The organism is Novosphingopyxis sp. (assembly GCF_965218915.1).
GTDB lineage: Bacteria > Pseudomonadota > Alphaproteobacteria > Sphingomonadales > Sphingomonadaceae > Novosphingopyxis.
Genome location: NZ_OZ244708.1, coordinates 146,315 through 161,675 on the forward strand (window position 1 = coordinate 146,315; position 15,361 = coordinate 161,675).

Annotated in this window: 13 protein-coding genes; 7 read left to right on the top strand and 6 right to left on the bottom strand. The window is 65.6% G+C overall.

The features are described from left to right. The first annotated feature begins 45 nt into the window (after positions 1-45). A complete protein-coding gene (locus ACOQPC_RS00800; protein WP_420606779.1) occupies positions 46-1,575 on the top strand; it encodes a lipopolysaccharide biosynthesis protein in 1,530 nt (509 codons plus the stop codon). An 81-nt stretch (positions 1,576-1,656) separates the two neighbouring features. Here the strand turns inward: ACOQPC_RS00800 and ACOQPC_RS00805 are convergent, their stop codons facing one another. Then, complete coding sequence (locus tag ACOQPC_RS00805) at positions 1,657-2,637, bottom strand: adenosine kinase (protein WP_420606780.1); 981 nt, start codon at positions 2,635-2,637, stop codon at positions 1,657-1,659. Positions 2,638-2,762: 125 nt separating this feature from the next. Between ACOQPC_RS00805 and ACOQPC_RS00810 the strand changes: the two genes are divergently transcribed. Both ACOQPC_RS00810 and ACOQPC_RS00815 read left to right on the top strand, forming a co-directional pair. Then, a complete protein-coding gene (locus ACOQPC_RS00810; protein ID WP_420606781.1) occupies positions 2,763-3,476 on the top strand; it encodes an EI24 domain-containing protein in 714 nt (237 codons plus the stop codon). After that, positions 3,473-3,847: a hypothetical protein gene (locus ACOQPC_RS00815; protein ID WP_420606782.1), complete on the top strand. Its 375-nt coding sequence runs from the start codon at positions 3,473-3,475 to the stop codon at positions 3,845-3,847. The genes ACOQPC_RS00810 and ACOQPC_RS00815 overlap by 4 nt, the downstream gene beginning before the upstream one ends. 432 nt (positions 3,848-4,279) lie before the next feature. On the opposite strand, the gene queG is transcribed toward ACOQPC_RS00815, so the two are convergent. After that, positions 4,280-5,470: a tRNA epoxyqueuosine(34) reductase QueG gene (queG, locus tag ACOQPC_RS00820; protein WP_420606783.1), complete on the bottom strand. Its 1,191-nt coding sequence runs from the start codon at positions 5,468-5,470 to the stop codon at positions 4,280-4,282. Between the two features lie 44 nt (positions 5,471-5,514). Between queG and ACOQPC_RS00825 the strand changes: the two genes are divergently transcribed. From ACOQPC_RS00825 to msrB, 4 genes are all read left to right on the top strand, one after another. Continuing rightward, entirely contained in the window at positions 5,515-6,456 is a 942-nt protein-coding gene (locus tag ACOQPC_RS00825; protein WP_420606784.1) for an ABC transporter ATP-binding protein, read from the top strand. Continuing rightward, entirely contained in the window at positions 6,453-7,718 is a 1,266-nt protein-coding gene (locus tag ACOQPC_RS00830) for an ABC transporter permease (RefSeq protein ID WP_420606785.1), read from the top strand. Before ACOQPC_RS00825 ends, ACOQPC_RS00830 begins: the two co-directional genes overlap by 4 nt. Before the next feature lie 105 nt (positions 7,719-7,823). Further along, positions 7,824-9,101, top strand: coding sequence for a cytochrome P450 (locus ACOQPC_RS00835; RefSeq protein WP_420606786.1), 1,278 nt, complete (start codon positions 7,824-7,826; stop codon positions 9,099-9,101). Positions 9,102-9,238: 137 nt separating this feature from the next. Beyond that, positions 9,239-9,760 carry a peptide-methionine (R)-S-oxide reductase MsrB gene (msrB, locus tag ACOQPC_RS00840; protein ID WP_420606787.1) on the top strand — a complete coding sequence of 174 codons (522 nt, stop codon included), beginning with the start codon at positions 9,239-9,241 and terminating at the stop codon, positions 9,758-9,760. A 6-nt stretch (positions 9,761-9,766) separates the two neighbouring features. Here the strand turns inward: msrB and ACOQPC_RS00845 are convergent, their stop codons facing one another. The 4 genes from ACOQPC_RS00845 to purH all read right to left on the bottom strand — a co-directional run bounded on the left by ACOQPC_RS00845 (position 9,767) and on the right by purH (position 15,360). Next, a complete protein-coding gene (locus ACOQPC_RS00845; RefSeq protein ID WP_420606788.1) occupies positions 9,767-11,539 on the bottom strand; it encodes a hypothetical protein in 1,773 nt (590 codons plus the stop codon). Next, the gene (locus ACOQPC_RS00850) at positions 11,536-11,961 is read right to left on the bottom strand and encodes a GtrA family protein (protein ID WP_420606789.1); all 426 of its coding nucleotides are present in this window, start codon (positions 11,959-11,961) and stop codon (positions 11,536-11,538) included. Before ACOQPC_RS00850 ends, ACOQPC_RS00845 begins: the two co-directional genes overlap by 4 nt. Before the next feature lie 15 nt (positions 11,962-11,976). After that, on the bottom strand, positions 11,977-13,554 hold the full coding sequence (locus ACOQPC_RS00855) for an NAD(P)/FAD-dependent oxidoreductase (RefSeq protein WP_420606790.1): 1,578 nt from the start codon (positions 13,552-13,554) through the stop codon (positions 11,977-11,979). A 216-nt stretch (positions 13,555-13,770) separates the two neighbouring features. Beyond that, a complete protein-coding gene (gene purH / locus ACOQPC_RS00860; protein ID WP_420606791.1) occupies positions 13,771-15,360 on the bottom strand; it encodes a bifunctional phosphoribosylaminoimidazolecarboxamide formyltransferase/IMP cyclohydrolase in 1,590 nt (529 codons plus the stop codon). Position 15,361: the final 1 nt, after the last annotated feature.

A 15,361-nucleotide genomic window follows, 5' to 3' on the forward strand; every position in this document is an offset into this window, starting at 1 on the left:
GCGTCCGCCAAGGGACGGCTAGACGGGCGGATCAGGAGGGCCAGGGTGGACGGCAGCAGCGCGCGCGACGCGCGGGACATTGCGGCGCTTGCCAAGGGCGGGCGGACCAACATCTTCGGCTTTCTGCTGCGTCTCGCCGCGCGCCTGCCGTTCCTGTTCATCGCCGGGCGGCTGTACGGACCGGATTTGCTCGGGCGGTTTGCCTACGCGATCCTGATCGTCGAATTCGCAGCGCAGCTCGCCACCATGGGCTTGCGCCGCGGCCTCGCCGAACAATTGTCCGAAACCGAAGAGGGCCACAGCGCGGTGGTCTATGACGGCATATTGCTGTCGGTGCTGGTGTCGCTGCTGGCCGCCGGGTTTTTGATCGCGGTGCCGCAGATCATGTATCCCAGCACCGCGATCCATGGTCTGGATCGAATGCTCCCGCTGGTCATTCCCGCCATCGCGATAACCGAAATAACCTTGGCCGCGCTGGCCTATCGCTACGATATCAAGGCGACGGTGCGCGCGCGCGCCATCGTCGAACCCTGGGTGGTGTCGATCACCGCCTTCCCGCTCTATTATCTGTTCCCACGCGACGGGCTGGTCATCTCCTACGTCATCTCGATGGTGGCGGCGCTGGTCACCGCGCTGTGGCCGTTCTTCAGGAGCTATGGCCCGCCCAAGAACTGGCGGCCGAAACTGTCCGTGATGATCGCAATGAGCCGCCGCAACTTTCCGCTCGCCGCCGCCGACGGGGTGGAATGGGGCAGCCGCCGTCTCGATCTGGCGATCCTCGGCCTGTTCGCCTCGCCCGCGGTGGTCGGCATCTATTATGTCGCGCAGCAGGTGGCGAGCCTGCCGCAGAAGCTGAAAACCAGCTTCGATCCGATCCTGGGCCCGGTCATCACCCGCAACCTGAAGGAAGACCGCAAGGCCGCCATCGCCGCGCAGGTCAGCCAGGTCGGCTTCTGGATCATCGCCGCGCAAATGGGCGTGAGTTTGGCGCTGGGCCTGCCGGGCGAGGCGGTGATGGGCGTCATCGGGCCCGAATTCGTCGGCGGCACCGGCGCGCTCGCCTTTTTGCTGATGGCCGAGGTGGCCGCCGCGCCCGCGGTGGTGAGCGAGGCGACGCTGGTTTACATTGCGCGCCACCGCAATCTCACCATTTCGCTTAGCGTGCTGGCCTTCCAGGGAGTGCTGACGGTCGGATTGCTGATGCTCGCGCGGCATCTCGATTTCCCACCGCTCTATGTCGGCGCGATGCCGGCGCTGGCGCTGATGCTGGCGCTCGGGCTGATGTCGGCGATCAAGGCGCGGCTTCTATCCAAGCTGCTCGAGGCGCCGGTCGGCGTGTGGCGCTGGGCGCTGATCTGGGCCTCGGGCGCGGCGGTGGTGATCTTCTATCTGTTCTCGATGCTGCCCGAATGGACCGAGCTGATTCTCGGTATCCCGGCGATCATGCTCGCTTATGGCGTGGTCATCTGGAAGCGTGGCTTCGGCGACGACGACCGCGCGCTGTTCCGCAAGGCGGGCGAGCGTGAACAGCGCGAAAGCAAGGAAGAAAAAGCGCTGCGTGAGGCGCAGAATTAGGGGATCAGCTACTCCGTCGTTCCCGTCCAGACGGAAGCGACGGAGCAATATGGTGACAGGCTGCGAAGCTTCTTAGCCCAGTTACTCGTCCATCAGCCGTTGCAGGTTCTTTTCCGGGCGCGCGCCAAAATGCGAGACGATTTCAGCCGCCACGATCGCGCCCATCTGCAGGCAGCGATCGATACTCTCGCCCTTGACCCGCCCGGCCAGAAAGCCCGCGGCGAACAGATCGCCCGCGCCGGTGGTATCGACGACGCTGGTCGGCAGCGCCGCGACTTCGTAGCGCTTGCCGTCCTGGATCGCGATCGCCCCGCGCGGCCCGCGCGTGATCACCAGCAGCGGCACGTCCCGCGCCAGCGTTTCGATCGCGGCCTCGGGATCGCTGTCCTCCAAGATTCCGGCCTCTTCCTCGTTCGCGAACAATATGTCGATCATGTTGTCGTCGATCAGCTTGCGGAAATCCTCGCGATGCGTGCGCACACAAAAATCCGCGCATGTGCCGAATGCTATCTCGGTCCGCGCCTTGCGCGCTATCTCGATGGCCTGGCGCATGGCGGCGCGGGGCTCCGGCGGGTCCCACATATAGCCTTCCAGAAACAGGATGCGGGCATTGGAGACGGCATCGTCGCTGATCGCGCTGGCGGGCAGATAATGCGATGCGCCCAGAAACGTGTTCATCGTGCGCTCGCCATCGGGCGTGACCAGGATCAGGCAGCGGCCCGTCGGCGCGTCCTCGGCGCCCGGGGGAACGGCGAAGTCGACGCCCGCCGCCCGCAGGTCGTGCGCGTAGAATTTGCCCAGTTCGTCATCGGCCACCTGACCGATGAAGCTGCATTTGGCGCCGAGCATCGCCAGCCCGCTCAGCGTGTTGGCCGCCGCCCCGCCGCTCACCTGCTTGCCCGGTCCCATGGCTTCATAGAGGCCGACCGCGCGCTCGGCGTCGATCAGATCCATGCCGCCCTTCACCAGCTTTTGATCGGTAATGAAGGCGTCGCTGGCGCTGGATATCACATCGACGATGGCATTGCCGATGGCGAGGACGTCGTAGGGGGTGTCGGTCATTGGGGTCTCCGGAGAGGATGAAGCATTGCCGCGCGGCCTAAAGCGGCGGGGAGCGGCAGGCAAGGGGCGGCGCGTCTCAAGAGCGATTGACCGGCAGGGGGCGTCTGCGTCATGGAACAGCCGTTATGCTGCGTGCCCTTGCCCTGTCCGTCCGCCAGCTTGGCGACCGCGCGATTCTGGCGGTGCTGCTGAAGAGCGTGGCGCTGACGCTGCTGATCTTCGCCTTGCTGGGGACCGGCGTCTATTTCGGCTTCGGATGGATGCTTGCCCGGATCGGCTGGAACGCGGCGTCGACCAGCCTGGTCGCGGCGGCGGGCGCGCTGATCCTGGCCGTGTTCGGCGGGCTCGTGATGTTCCGCGCGGTGGCGCTGGCGGTGGTCGGCTTTTTCGCCGAGGATGTCGTCGCGGCGGTCGAGCGGCGCCATTATCCGGCGCGCGCGGCGAGCGCGGTGCCGCCGTCCGCCTGGCGCGGCCTGAGGATCGGTCTGCGATCGGCGCTGCGGGCGGTGCTCTACAATCTGCTCGCATTGCCCCTTTACCTTGCGCTGTTGATCACCGCGGTGGGCGCGCCGATGGTGTTCCTGATCGTCAACGGCCTATTGATCGGCAAGGATTTGCAACAGATGGTCGTCGCGCGCCACGATGCCGTGCTCGACAACGCGCCCGAGCGGCCCAAACCTCCTGAGAAAATCGCGCCGGTGCCGCGCTTCGTGCTGGGCCTTGCTGCGGCAGCGGGGCTCGGCATACCCTTTATCAATCTGATCGTTCCGGTTATTGCCGCCGCCATGGCCACACACATGATCCATGGGCCGCGTTCGGGCAGGACGGTGACGCAATGAACAAGATACCGGCGATTGCCGCCCTGTCGCTGCTGTGCGCGGCCTGCGCCACCGTTCCGGCGACCTCGCCCGCCAAGCCGGTCGGCATTCCAGGCATATCGAACGCCAACGCGATGGGCGACACACATGGACTGGAAGCGGTGCTCGGCCGGGACGAGCAGGCGCTGAAACGCCTGTTCGGCGAGCCGCGGCTGGATGTGGTCGAGCCGGTCGGGCACAAGCTGCAGTTCATCGGCGCGCCGTGCATTCTCGATGCCTATCTCTACGCCGACAAGAGCGGGCGCGAGGTCGTGACCCATGTCGATGCGCGGCGGCGCGACGGCGCGGCGGTCGACCGCGCGGCCTGCGTGGCGGCGCTGCAGGCAAAATAGGGCGCTTTCGTCGCCGGGAAGCACTCGGCGCGCGCACGAGGCTATTTGCGGATTGAAGCGCCTTGTCGCGATCGGAAGTTCGCAAACGGCGCGATACGTCCCCCCCTTTTCACTCTCCGCGCGAACCGGCCCGAACATGCGCGCCTGCCACCGGAAACGGCGGGGCGGGGCGGCGAGCGTGCGAAAGGCGGGCGAATCCATTTTGGCCTCCATGATCGGCGGTCGAAGAACATAGCACGAACATAACCGTGTAGGGAAGACAGTTAGCGGACCGGTGTGCATTCGGGGGAATTCAGAGGGAGCGACAACTTTTCTGCCATATGAAACCATAAGTCCTGAGCTTGTCGAAGGACGATTCTCGATCGAGAATGGACGTGCAGTTGTGGGCCACCCTTCGACAGGCTCAGGGCTACGGATTTTTACATCCGATTATCACATATGCTGATCGGCAATCAGGCTGTGTTCGGCCGGGCACTCGCCATGCCATTCGCAGCGCACGCTCTCGTCCGGCTCCCCCGCCAGCCGCCGTTCCCGCTCCGCCGTGAAGCGATCCGGATCGAGCCGCTCCAGCGCCCAGACCGCCGCGCCGCGCACCGTCGGTGCCGCGTCGTCCAGCAGCGGCAACAGCGCCGCCACCAGCCCCTTGTCGCCGCTATTGCCCGCCGCCACCGCGGCGTTTCGCACCATACGTTCGCGTCCCGAGCGCTTGATCGGCGAGCCCGAAAAAATCCCGCGAAACTGCGCATCCGATAGCGCGAGCAAATCGGCGAGCGGCGGCGCGACCAGTTCGGCGCGCGGCAGGAAGGCCTTGTTCGCCGCGCTTGCTTGGGCGAACTTGTTCCAGGGGCAGGCGGCCAGGCAATCGTCGCAGCCGTAGACATGGTTGCCGATGCCGGGCCGAAGGTCGCGCGGGATCGGGCCTTTGTTCTCGATCGTGAGGTAGGAGATGCAGCGCCGCGCATCGAGCTGATAGGGCGCGGGAAAGGCGTCCGTGGGGCAGGCGCGCTGGCAGGCGGTGCAGCTGCCGCAACGGTCTTGCCCCGGCGTGTCCGCTGTCAGATTGGCGCCCAACTCAATCGTGGTGTAAATCGCGCCCAAAAAGAAAAAATTGCCCAGCTCGCGGCTCAGCACATTCGTGTGCTTGCCCTGCCAGCCGATGCCTGCCGCCTCGGCCAGCGGCTTTTCCATCACCGGCGCAGTGTCGACGAACACCTTAACCTGCTCGCCGCTTTCCTCCACCAGCCAGCGCGCGACGCGTTTCAGCGCCTTTTTGACGACATCGTGATAATCTTTGCCGCGCGCGTAGATCGAGATGCGGCCATTGCTCGAAGCGTCGGGGTTGATAGCCGGGTCGTAGGCCGACAGATCGTCGCCAGGCGCGTAGCTCATCGCCAGCATGATCACCGATTTCACCTCGGGCCATAGCATGGTCGGCCGCGCGCGCTGGTCGGCGCGGCCCTCCATCCAGATCATGTCGCCCTGCGCCCCGTCCGCCAGCCATTGGCGTAGCCGCGCGCCGGTCTTGGGCGCGAGCGCGGCGGGCGCGACACCGCAGGCGGCGAAGCCTTCCGCCAGCGCGCGGGATTTCAGACTGTCTTCCATCGAAGGCTTGCGCGCGTTCATCGGACCCCGCTACCACGCCGGGAGGCAAAGGCTAGGGATCATGCATGGGCAAAAATGCAATCGAAGCGCGCGGTCTGGTCAAACGGTTCGGATCGACCGTCGCGGTGGACGGGGTCGATCTCGACGTTCCTGAGGGCAGCATCACCGGCATGCTGGGGCCGAACGGCGCGGGCAAGACCACGCTTTTGCGGATGCTGCTCGGCATCATCGATCCCGACGCGGGGACGCGCTCCCTGCTCGGCAGCGAAAAGCCGCTGAAGCGCGCGCACGAGGTCGGCTATCTGCCCGAGGAGCGCGGGCTGTATCAGTCGATGAAGGCGGTCGACACCATCGCCTTCATGGGCGCGCTGCGCCAGCTTCCGCTCGAGGAAGGCCGCGCGCGCGGCCGCGTGCTGATGGAGGAGGCCGGGCTCGGCCATGCCGCGGACAAGAAGATCAAGGAACTCAGCAAGGGCATGGCGCAGACCGTGCAATTGCTCGGCACCATCGTCCATCGCCCTCGGCTGATCGTGCTCGACGAGCCGTTTTCCGGGCTCGACGCGATCAACCAGGGCAAGCTCGAACGCCTCATCCGCGATCAGGCCGAATCGGGCGTCACCGTGATCTTTTCCACGCATGTCATCGCCCATGCCGAACGGCTTTGCGAAAATGTCGCGATCGTCGCGGGCGGCAAGGTGCGCTTCGACGGCAGCGTCGAATCGGCGCGCGACCGGCTGCGCCCGCAGGTCCATCTGGAAACGCGCGAGACCGAGGGCGGCTGGCGCAGCGCCTTGCCCGCGGGGACGACACGCGAAGGCCATTGGTGGCATTTCACCCTGCCCGAGGGCGGCCCCGAGCCGCTGCTCGGCGCGCTGATCGAGGGCAAGGCGGGCATCCGTTCGCTGTCGATCGAGCGACCCGGCCTGCACGACGCCTTCGTCGCCATCGCCGGAGAGGCGGCGGCGGCCGAAATGGAGCGGCAACGCAGTGAGGGAGCAGCGCTATGAACGAGACGATCCGCGCGGCCTGGGTGGTCGGACGACGCGACTTCACCGCGGTGGTCATGTCCAAGGCGTTCCTGATGTTCCTGCTTGGGCCGCTGTTCCCGGTGGCGGCGGGCGTGTTGTTCGGCGCGCTCGGCAGTTCGGTGGCGGAGGATATCGGCGGCGACGTGGTCGGCATCAGCCTGCCCGCGGGCGAGGCCAAGGCGCTGGTCGATACGCGCGAGGGCCTGTCGGAGGCGCTCGGCGACATGCGCTATCCCGATCTGCGCGTGCTGCCGGACAGCGCGCGGAGGCCCGCCGACTGGCTGAAGGAAGCCGAGCAGGAAGCGGCCGCGGGCGACGGCGAGAAAAAAGGCAAGCTGGCCGCGGTGCTCAGCGGCAGCTTCGCCGATCCCGTGCTGACCGCGACGCCCGAACAGGCGAAGGACATGGGGCCGGAGCTGGCCCTGCTGATCGGGCAGGCGCGCAGCGGCCAGGGCGCCAAGCTGCAGCCCATCCGCGTCGATCCGGTCGATTCGAGCGCGGGCGGCGAGCAGCGCGCGCAGCTGATTACCGGGCAGGCCGGGCAGTTCCTGCTGTTCCTGCTGGTCATGCTGCTGGCGGGCATGGTGCTGTCCAACTTGGTCGAGGAGAAATCGAACAAGATCATCGAAATCCTGGCCGCCGCGATCCCGATCGACGCGGTGTTCATCGGCAAGCTGTTCGCCATGCTGGCGATGGCGATCGTCGGCATCGCGGTGTGGGGCATGGCCGGCATGGCCGCGCTGCAGCTCTTGGGCCCGGGATTGCCCGAGCTGCCGGTGCCCGCGGTCGGCTGGCCGGCCTTCATCATTCTGGGCATCCTTTATTTCGCGATGGCCTATCTGATCCTGGGCAGCCTGTTCCTCGGCATCGGCGCGATGGCGTCGACCGTGCGCGAGGTGCAGACCCTGTCGATGCCGGTGACGATGCTGCAGATGTTCGTGTTCGGCTTCGCTTTTTATACGGTCAGCAAGATCGGCCAGCCGATCGAGTTGATCGCCTGCATCATCCCGTTCACCTCGCCCTTCGCCATGATCGCGCGCGCGGCGCAGGTGCCCGAATATTGGCCGCATCTGGTGGCGCTGCTGGGACAGGGCATGTTCGCGCTGCTGGTGGTGCGGATGAGCGTGATGCTGTTCCGCCGCAACGTCATGAAATCGGGTGCCAGCGGGGGCGCGCTGGCGGCGCTGCTGGGCAAGCGCAAGCGAGCGGCAAAGGACGCTATCGATCCTCGTCCGGCATGATAGGTTGCCGATCGCAACGCTATTGACATTCTGGTCAGCAATGCGAGGCTGCCCATCCTAATCAGAGCGGGCGCGACCGATCGCCTGCCGGATCAGGAGACGCCGATGGCCACCGCCTTCAAGACGACCGCCGCCGAGGACGCGCCCAAGGAAACGGTGGTCCATTCCGCCCCGCACGACTGGGACGTCAGCCGCGCCGAAATCTATGCCGAGGATCGCTGGCAGCCGATCTTCGCGGAAATGCGCGAGACGGCGCCGATCAACAAGATCGTCGGTTCGGATTTCGGCGACTATTGGAACGTCACGACCGCCAAACCGATCCTGCATATCGAGGCCTTGCCCGATATCTTCTCCTCGGAGGCGACGGGAATCACCCTGGTCGGCCGCGAGGCGCAGGAGCTGCCCGAAGAAGAGCAGGTCGAGATGCCCATGTTCATCGCGATGGACCGGCCCAAGCATACCGAGCAGCGCCGCGTCGTCGCGCCGGCGTTCACCCCGTCCGAGATGGAGCGGATGAGCGGCGATATCCGGGCGCGAACCGCCGAGATTCTGGATGGTCTGCCGGTCGGCAAAACGTTCGACTGGGTCGATCGGCTCTCGATCGAACTGACCACGCAAATGCTCGCGATCCTGTTCGATTTTCCGTGGGAGGACCGGCGCAAGCTGACCTTCTGGTCCGACTGGGCGGGCGATGTCGAGAAATTCCGGACCAAGGAAACCCGCGACGAACGGCTCGGCCACATGTATGAAATGGGGACCTATTTCCAGAAGCTGTGGAACGAGCGGCTGGAAGCGGGCGAGGCGCCCGATCTGCTTTCGCGCATGATCCATTCGGACATGCGCGACATGGATCCGATGACCTTCATGGGCAATCTGATCCTGTTGATCGTGGGCGGCAACGACACCACGCGCAACTCGATGTCGGCTTATGCTTACGGACTCGACCGGTTCCCGGACGAGCGCGAGAAGCTCGAGCAAAACCCTGCGCTCGTCCCCAATACGGTGCAGGAAATTCTGCGCTGGCAGACGCCGCTCGCCCATATGAAGCGCACCGCGACGCAGGATACCGAGCTGTTCGGCCACAAGGTCGAACAGGGTGACCGGATCGCGCTGTGGTATCTCTCGGCCAATCGCGACGAGAGCATTTTCGACGATCCGGACAAGCTGATCGTCGACCGCGCCAATGCGCGGCGGCATCTGGCGTTCGGCTATGGCATCCACCGCTGCGTCGGCGCGCGGCTGGCCGAGCTGCAGATCCGCATCCTGCTGGAGGAGATGGGCGCGCGGCGGCTGCGCGCGAACGTGATCGGGGAGCCGGAGCGGGTCGCCGCCTGCTTCGTCCACGGCTACCGCGCGATGCAGGTCGAACTCAGCCGCTATTGAGGGTTTCGCGCGGTAGCTGAACGCCGCGTTCAGCGCGGCTTCAACCACCTTTTGCTAGAATTTGTCATGAAATCGGTAACCGTTTGCACGCGGGCGCCGAACTGAAGACATTCATCCTTCCGAGGCGTATCATTATCATGACCCAATCCAGCAGCTCCCCCCTATTTCACAGCTCCCGCCGCGACATCCTGACCAAGGGCGGCCTGGCCTTTGCCGGAACCGCGATGATCGGTTTTGCCGGTTGCGGCACTTCGCCCGCCCAGGCGCGCAGCTTTCCCGTCACCAAGACGGCGGCGCAGTGGAAGAAGCAGTTGACCCCGGCGGAATATCATATCCTTCGTGAGGACGGCACCGAGCGCGCCTATTCCAGCCCGCTCAACAAGGAGCATCGCGCCGGTATCTTTTCCTGCGCGGCCTGCGACAAGAAGCTCTACAGCAGCAAGACCAAGTTCGAGAGCGGCACCGGCTGGCCCAGCTTCTACGCGCCGCTCGAGGGCGCGGTGGTGACCTCGACCGATCGCAGTCTGGGCTTTGCCCGCACCGAAGTCAGTTGCGCGCGCTGCGGCGGGCATCTCGGCCATGTGTTCGATGACGGCCCCAAGCCCACCGGCAAACGCTATTGCATGAACGGCGTGGCGATGGACTTCACCCCCGCCTGATCCACTTTACCTGCGGATTTTATAGACGCGGTAGGGTCCGAGGGTGCCGGGATCGATCGGCGCGAGCCATCCCGGCACATCGCCCTTGATTAGCCGGGCGGCAAAGCCCTTGGGCGCCGCCTTGACGTAGACGCGCATTTCCTCGGTCCCCGGACAGACCATCAGCAGATCGGCGTGGCTCGATGTCACCAGCTGGCGCGCTTTTTCCTCGTCTCCCAGAAACGCTCCGATCACCGTTGCCATCGCCGCCTGGTTGCGGTGATGGCCGGTGGCGATGACGCTGTGGCTCGTATCGGTGAGGATCGCGGGGCCGAGGTCGATCGGCGCGAATAGCGTCGCCGGTGCGATCCGGTTCAACCGAGCGATATTCTCGATCCGGAAACAGGGGTCGATGCGCAGGCCCTGGCCGTTGCCGCCATCGGCGGCTTCGGTGTCGCTGATCCTGGAGATGATCGCGAGCGGGATCGATGGCACCGCCAGCACCGCCGCCACGGACGCGAGCACGCGCAGAGAAACCCGATCGATGCGCCGCGCCCGGTGCCATATGGTCAGCGCCAGAAACGCGCAGCCCGGCACCGCGAACGCGTGCGAGACATACATCGCGCGCATCACCCATATCGAAACCGCCGCCGCGCCGATCTGCAGCACGAGCAGCACCCGCCAATTGGCCCGCCAGCTTTGTTCGGCCCCGCGGATCGCCAGAACGCTGCCCAGCAGACCCATCAGCGTGGGAATGATGCTGTAGAGGATGGTCACGGGGTCCTGCGCGGTGAGCGGCAGCCCTTCGAGCACGTTGAGATACCAATATTGCCGCACCAGCGGATCGAGCGCGGCGAACGGCCCGCTGCTGCATTGCGGGGCGACCCACAGAAAAGCGGCGAGCGCGGCGATTCCGGTGACGGTGAGCAACGCCAGCCGGCGCATCGCCGTGCCGTGACCGATCAGCCGCGCGCCGAGCAGCATCGCGATCGCCGCCGCCGCGAGCGCGCTCCAATAGGGTGCCGACAGGCCGTCGCAATGGGTGATGGCGAGCGCCTCCCAGCCGCGCGAGGCCGGTAGCGAGACCATCGTTCCGATGGCGCAGGCGATGAGGAACCCGCGCAGCATCGGCCAGCCCGCCGGATCGCGCCAATAGGCCCAGGCGTAAAGTCCGCCCAGCAGCAGGAAATAGGGCAGCGCCTCGAGCGAGATCGAGAGGTAAAAGGCCATGACCAGCCCGGCGAGCAGCCCTTTGACGGAACTGCGCGTGCCCAGCGACAGCGCGAGCAGCGCCGTCGCCGCGACCACCTGCCAGCCATGATGATCGATCCTGAGCGGCGAGAACTGCCGGATCAGGAAGATCATCGACACCGGCATCAGCAGGCCGAGCCAGCACAAGGCATCGCCGCCGAGCCGGCGCAGGACGCGGGCCAGGACGGCAAGGAATATCCCGTAGAGCAGCAGCGGCCACATGATCAGCGCGACATGTTCGGCCACGGGCGGTTTCAGGAACAGCCCGAACAGCCAGATGAACGCCGCGATCGGTATATCGAGCATCCGCCACCAGTGCATCTCCCCCCCGAACGGCGGGTTGATGCGGTGCTGGCTGACATCGAACCAGCTCTGCCCCGCCATCCAGTCGCGCACCTCGACCAGCCTAAGCGCGTCGTCCGGATCGGCGAAATCGAGCGCGCGAAAACCGTTGTTCTGGAACAGCAGGAAGAAGCCGGTCAGCGCCAGCATCGACAGCAGGATGGCGCCAAAATCCCAGCGCCGACGCCGCGCGGGAAGCGGCGTCATGACGCGAAGACGACGTGCCGCCGGAGCAGCCACACCGCCTGGAAGCTGACGCCGATCGCGATCAGTTTGGCCAGCCGCGGATCGATGCCGAGCCGCTGGGAGCCGCCGACGATCAGCGCGGTGAGGCCAAGGCCGAGCAGGGCGGAGAGCAGAAACAGCACGCGCTGCTTATGCTGCCCGTTCGGCCCATTTGCGCGCGCCTCGGTAAACACCGCGCGGCTGGAGAGCGTCCAGTGGACGAGAATGCCGGTGCTGTACCCGATCACCGAGGCGGCGGTGGGCGGAACATGCGCGCCGATCAAGAGCAGGAACAGCCCCATGTCGACGGCGAGCGCAACGGCGCTGGCCATGACATAGCGCAGATACACCACGCGAAAGCCGAAGCGGATGCCGGCATGGGCAAGGCGCATGATCATCGGCATGGTCGGTTCGTCCGGTCAGGCGGCGCGGTCGACCGCACCGGCTTCGGCGGCGATGCGACGCGGCACGTCGCGTTCGGAGGCCAGCGCGGCGCTGCGATCGGCGGCGATGCGGGCCCGTTCGCCCTCATTGCCCGCCTCGTGATATTCGGCGTCCTCATTGACCTGCCAGATGTCGTAGACGCGTTCGCCCGCCGCGATATTCTCGACCGTCAGCATCGCGGTCATCATGGCGTGGTCCTGATTGTTGTAGCGGTGCATGCCGTTGCGGCCGACCATGTGCAGCGTGGGGAAGCGCGCCTCCAGTTCGCCGCGCATGGCAGCCACATTCTCGGCATAGCTGTCATCATAGACCGGATAGGCCTTTTCCTGCCGCACAACCGCGCCGCCGACCACGTCTTCGGGCTTGCACAGGCCCAAAATCGCCATTTCCTTTTTGGCGAGTTCGACGAGGTCTTCATCTGAAGAGGACCACAGGCCGTCATTCTCGAAGCAGAAATATTCCAGGCCGACGCAGGCGATATTTTCGTCCGGCACCATTTCGGGCGACCAGCTGCGGAAATTCTGCACGCGGCCGACCTGCACCTTGCTGTCGTGGATATAGATCCAGTTGTCGGGGAACAGATCGTCCGATTTGATCATCAGCGCCACGGTGAGAAAATCGCGATATTTCAGCTCTGCGGCGTTGAGGCTGGTCGCGGGCAGCGGATGGATGCGCGCGGCCAGCTCGCGCATCGGCGCGGAGCTGATAACATGTTTGGCCGATATGACCGCTTCGCCGCCATCCGCGGTGGTCGCGGTGACGCGCCAATTGCCGTCCGCATCCTGTGCGAGCTGTTTGAGCGCATGGCCCATGCGGACTTCATTGCCTTTGGAGACCACGAAATCGCGCGCGGCGTCCCACATCATGCCGGGGCCGAGGCGCGGATAGCGAAAGGTTTCGAGCAGCGTCTTGGCCTGCGCGCCGCTGCCGTCGTTGATCTTGTTGAGACCGAGCGAGCGCTTGAGGCCGTCGATCACCGCCGCGCCCAGGCTCAGCCCCTTGATCCGCTGCGCCGCCCAGTCGGCCGACATCTCGTCGCACGGCATGCCCCACACCTTTTCGGTGTAGGTCTTGAAGAAGATCGAATAGAGCTTGTGGCCGAACTGGTTGACCACCCAGTCCTCGAAGCTGCGCACCGTCTTGTTGGGCAGCAGCTTCCAGCGCGCGTAGCTGGCCATGCACAAGGTGGAGCGCCAGATGCCCAGATTCCACAGCGCCTCGAACGCGCGCAGCGGATAGCTGTAGAACTTGCCCTCGTAATAGATGCGGCTCATGCGCGGGCGCTGGATGAAATCGTCCGGCAGGATCTCGTTCCAGAGGTCGACGACCTCCCTGGACTTCGAGAAGAATCGATGGCCGCCGATGTCGAAGCGATAGCCGTCGACCTCGACGGTGCGGCTGATGCCGCCGACATATTTTGTGTCCTTTTCGATGACGGTGACGCTGTAGCCTTTTTTGCTCAGCAGATAGGCGGCGGTCAGCCCGGCCGGCCCCGCGCCGATGATCGCGACGTCGACCGGCCCGGTCCGCGTGAGTTCGTCCTGCACTGACATCTGGTCTCTTCCCCTGCGGTGTCTCGTGACACGCAAGGAAGTGACGGAAATCCTCTAACGGATGGTTAACGAGGCGTTATTGGGGGGCTGCCCCATCTCCCCATAATCCATAGCCCTGAGCCTGTCGAAGGGCGCTTCACGGACGAGGACTAGCTCTCAAACGAGAGCCGTCCTTCGACAGGCTCAGGACTTACGGCTTGGGGGCGGGGATAGGCGCTAGTGCCGGAAATGGCGCATGCCCGTAAATACCATCGCCAGCCCGGCTTCATCCGCCGCCGCGATCACCTCGTCGTCGCGGATCGAGCCGCCCGGCTGGATCACCGCCGTTGCGCCCGCTTCGACCGCGGCCAGCAGTCCATCGGCGAAAGGGAAAAAGGCGTCGGAGGCGACTGCCGATCCGGAAGTGCGCGGTTCGCTCCAGCCATAGGTTTCCGCCGCCTCGCGCGCCTTGACCGCGGCGATGCGCGCGCTGTCGCGGCGGTTCATCTGGCCCGCACCGATCCCGGCGGTCGCGCCGTCCTTGACGTAGACGATCGCATTGGACTTGGTGTGCTTGGCCACGGTCCAGGCGAACAGGCAGTCGGCAAGCTCCTGCTTGCTGGGCGCGCGTTTGGTCACCGTGGTGAGGTCGGCCTCGCCGATCCGGCCATTGTCGCGCGACTGCACCAGCATGCCGCCGGTGATGCTCTTCATCATCAGGCCCGGGCGAGCGGCATCGGGCAGATCGCCGGTGATGAGCAGGCGCAGGTTCTTCTTCTTCGCGAACACCGCCTTGGCCGCGTCGTCGGCATCGGGCGCGGCCACGACTTCGGTGAAGATTTCGGTGATCGCCTCGGCGGTCTGGCCGTCGAGCGGGCGGTTGACCGCGACGATGCCGCCGAACGCCGAGACGCTGTCGCATTCCAGCGCGGCGCGATAGGCGTCGATCAGGCTGTCCGCGCTGGCCACGCCGCAGGGGTTGGCGTGCTTGACGATCACCACCGTGGGCGGGCCGCCCGCGAATTCGCCGACCAGCTCCAGCGCGGCGTCGGCATCGTTCAAATTGTTATAGCTCAGCGCCTTGCCCTGAACCTGCGTCGCCTGCGCCACGCCGCGCGCAGAGACGGCGGCGGGAATGTAGAGCGCGGCGTGCTGGTGCGGGTTTTCGCCGTAGCGCAGTTCGTCTGCTTTCCTGCCGCCAGTCAGCAGGCTGGACGGCAGCCGCTCGCCCTGATCGGCAAAGGCGAACCAGCCCGCGATCATGGCGTCATAGGCGGCGGTGGCGGCGAATGTCTTGGCCGCCTGGCTTTTACGAAATTCCGGGCTGACCGCGCCGTCATGCTCTTCCAGTTCGGCGAGCAGCGCGTCGTAATCGGCCGGATCGGTGACCACCGTTACATAGGCGTGGTTCTTGGCGGAGGAGCGCAGCATGCTGGGTCCGCCGATGTCGATATTCTCGATCGTCTCGTCGCGGCCCGCGCCTTTCGCCAGCGTCTCGGCGAACGGATAGAGATTGACCACGACCAGGTCGATCGGACAGATATTATGCGCCTTCAACGCGGCCTGATGTTCGGGATCATCGCGCACGGCGAGCAGCGCGCCGTGGACCTTGGGGTGCAGCGTCTTGACGCGCCCGTCCATCATCTCGGGAAAGTCGGTGAGTTCGGAGATATCGCGCACCTCCAGCCCCTGCGCGCGCAGCGCCTTGGCGGTGCCGCCGGTCGACACCAGCTCGACGCCGCGCGCCGCCAGCGCCCGGCCCAGTTCGGCGAGACCCTCCTTGTCCGAAACCGAGAGCAGCGCGCGTTTGATCGCAACCGTTTTCATT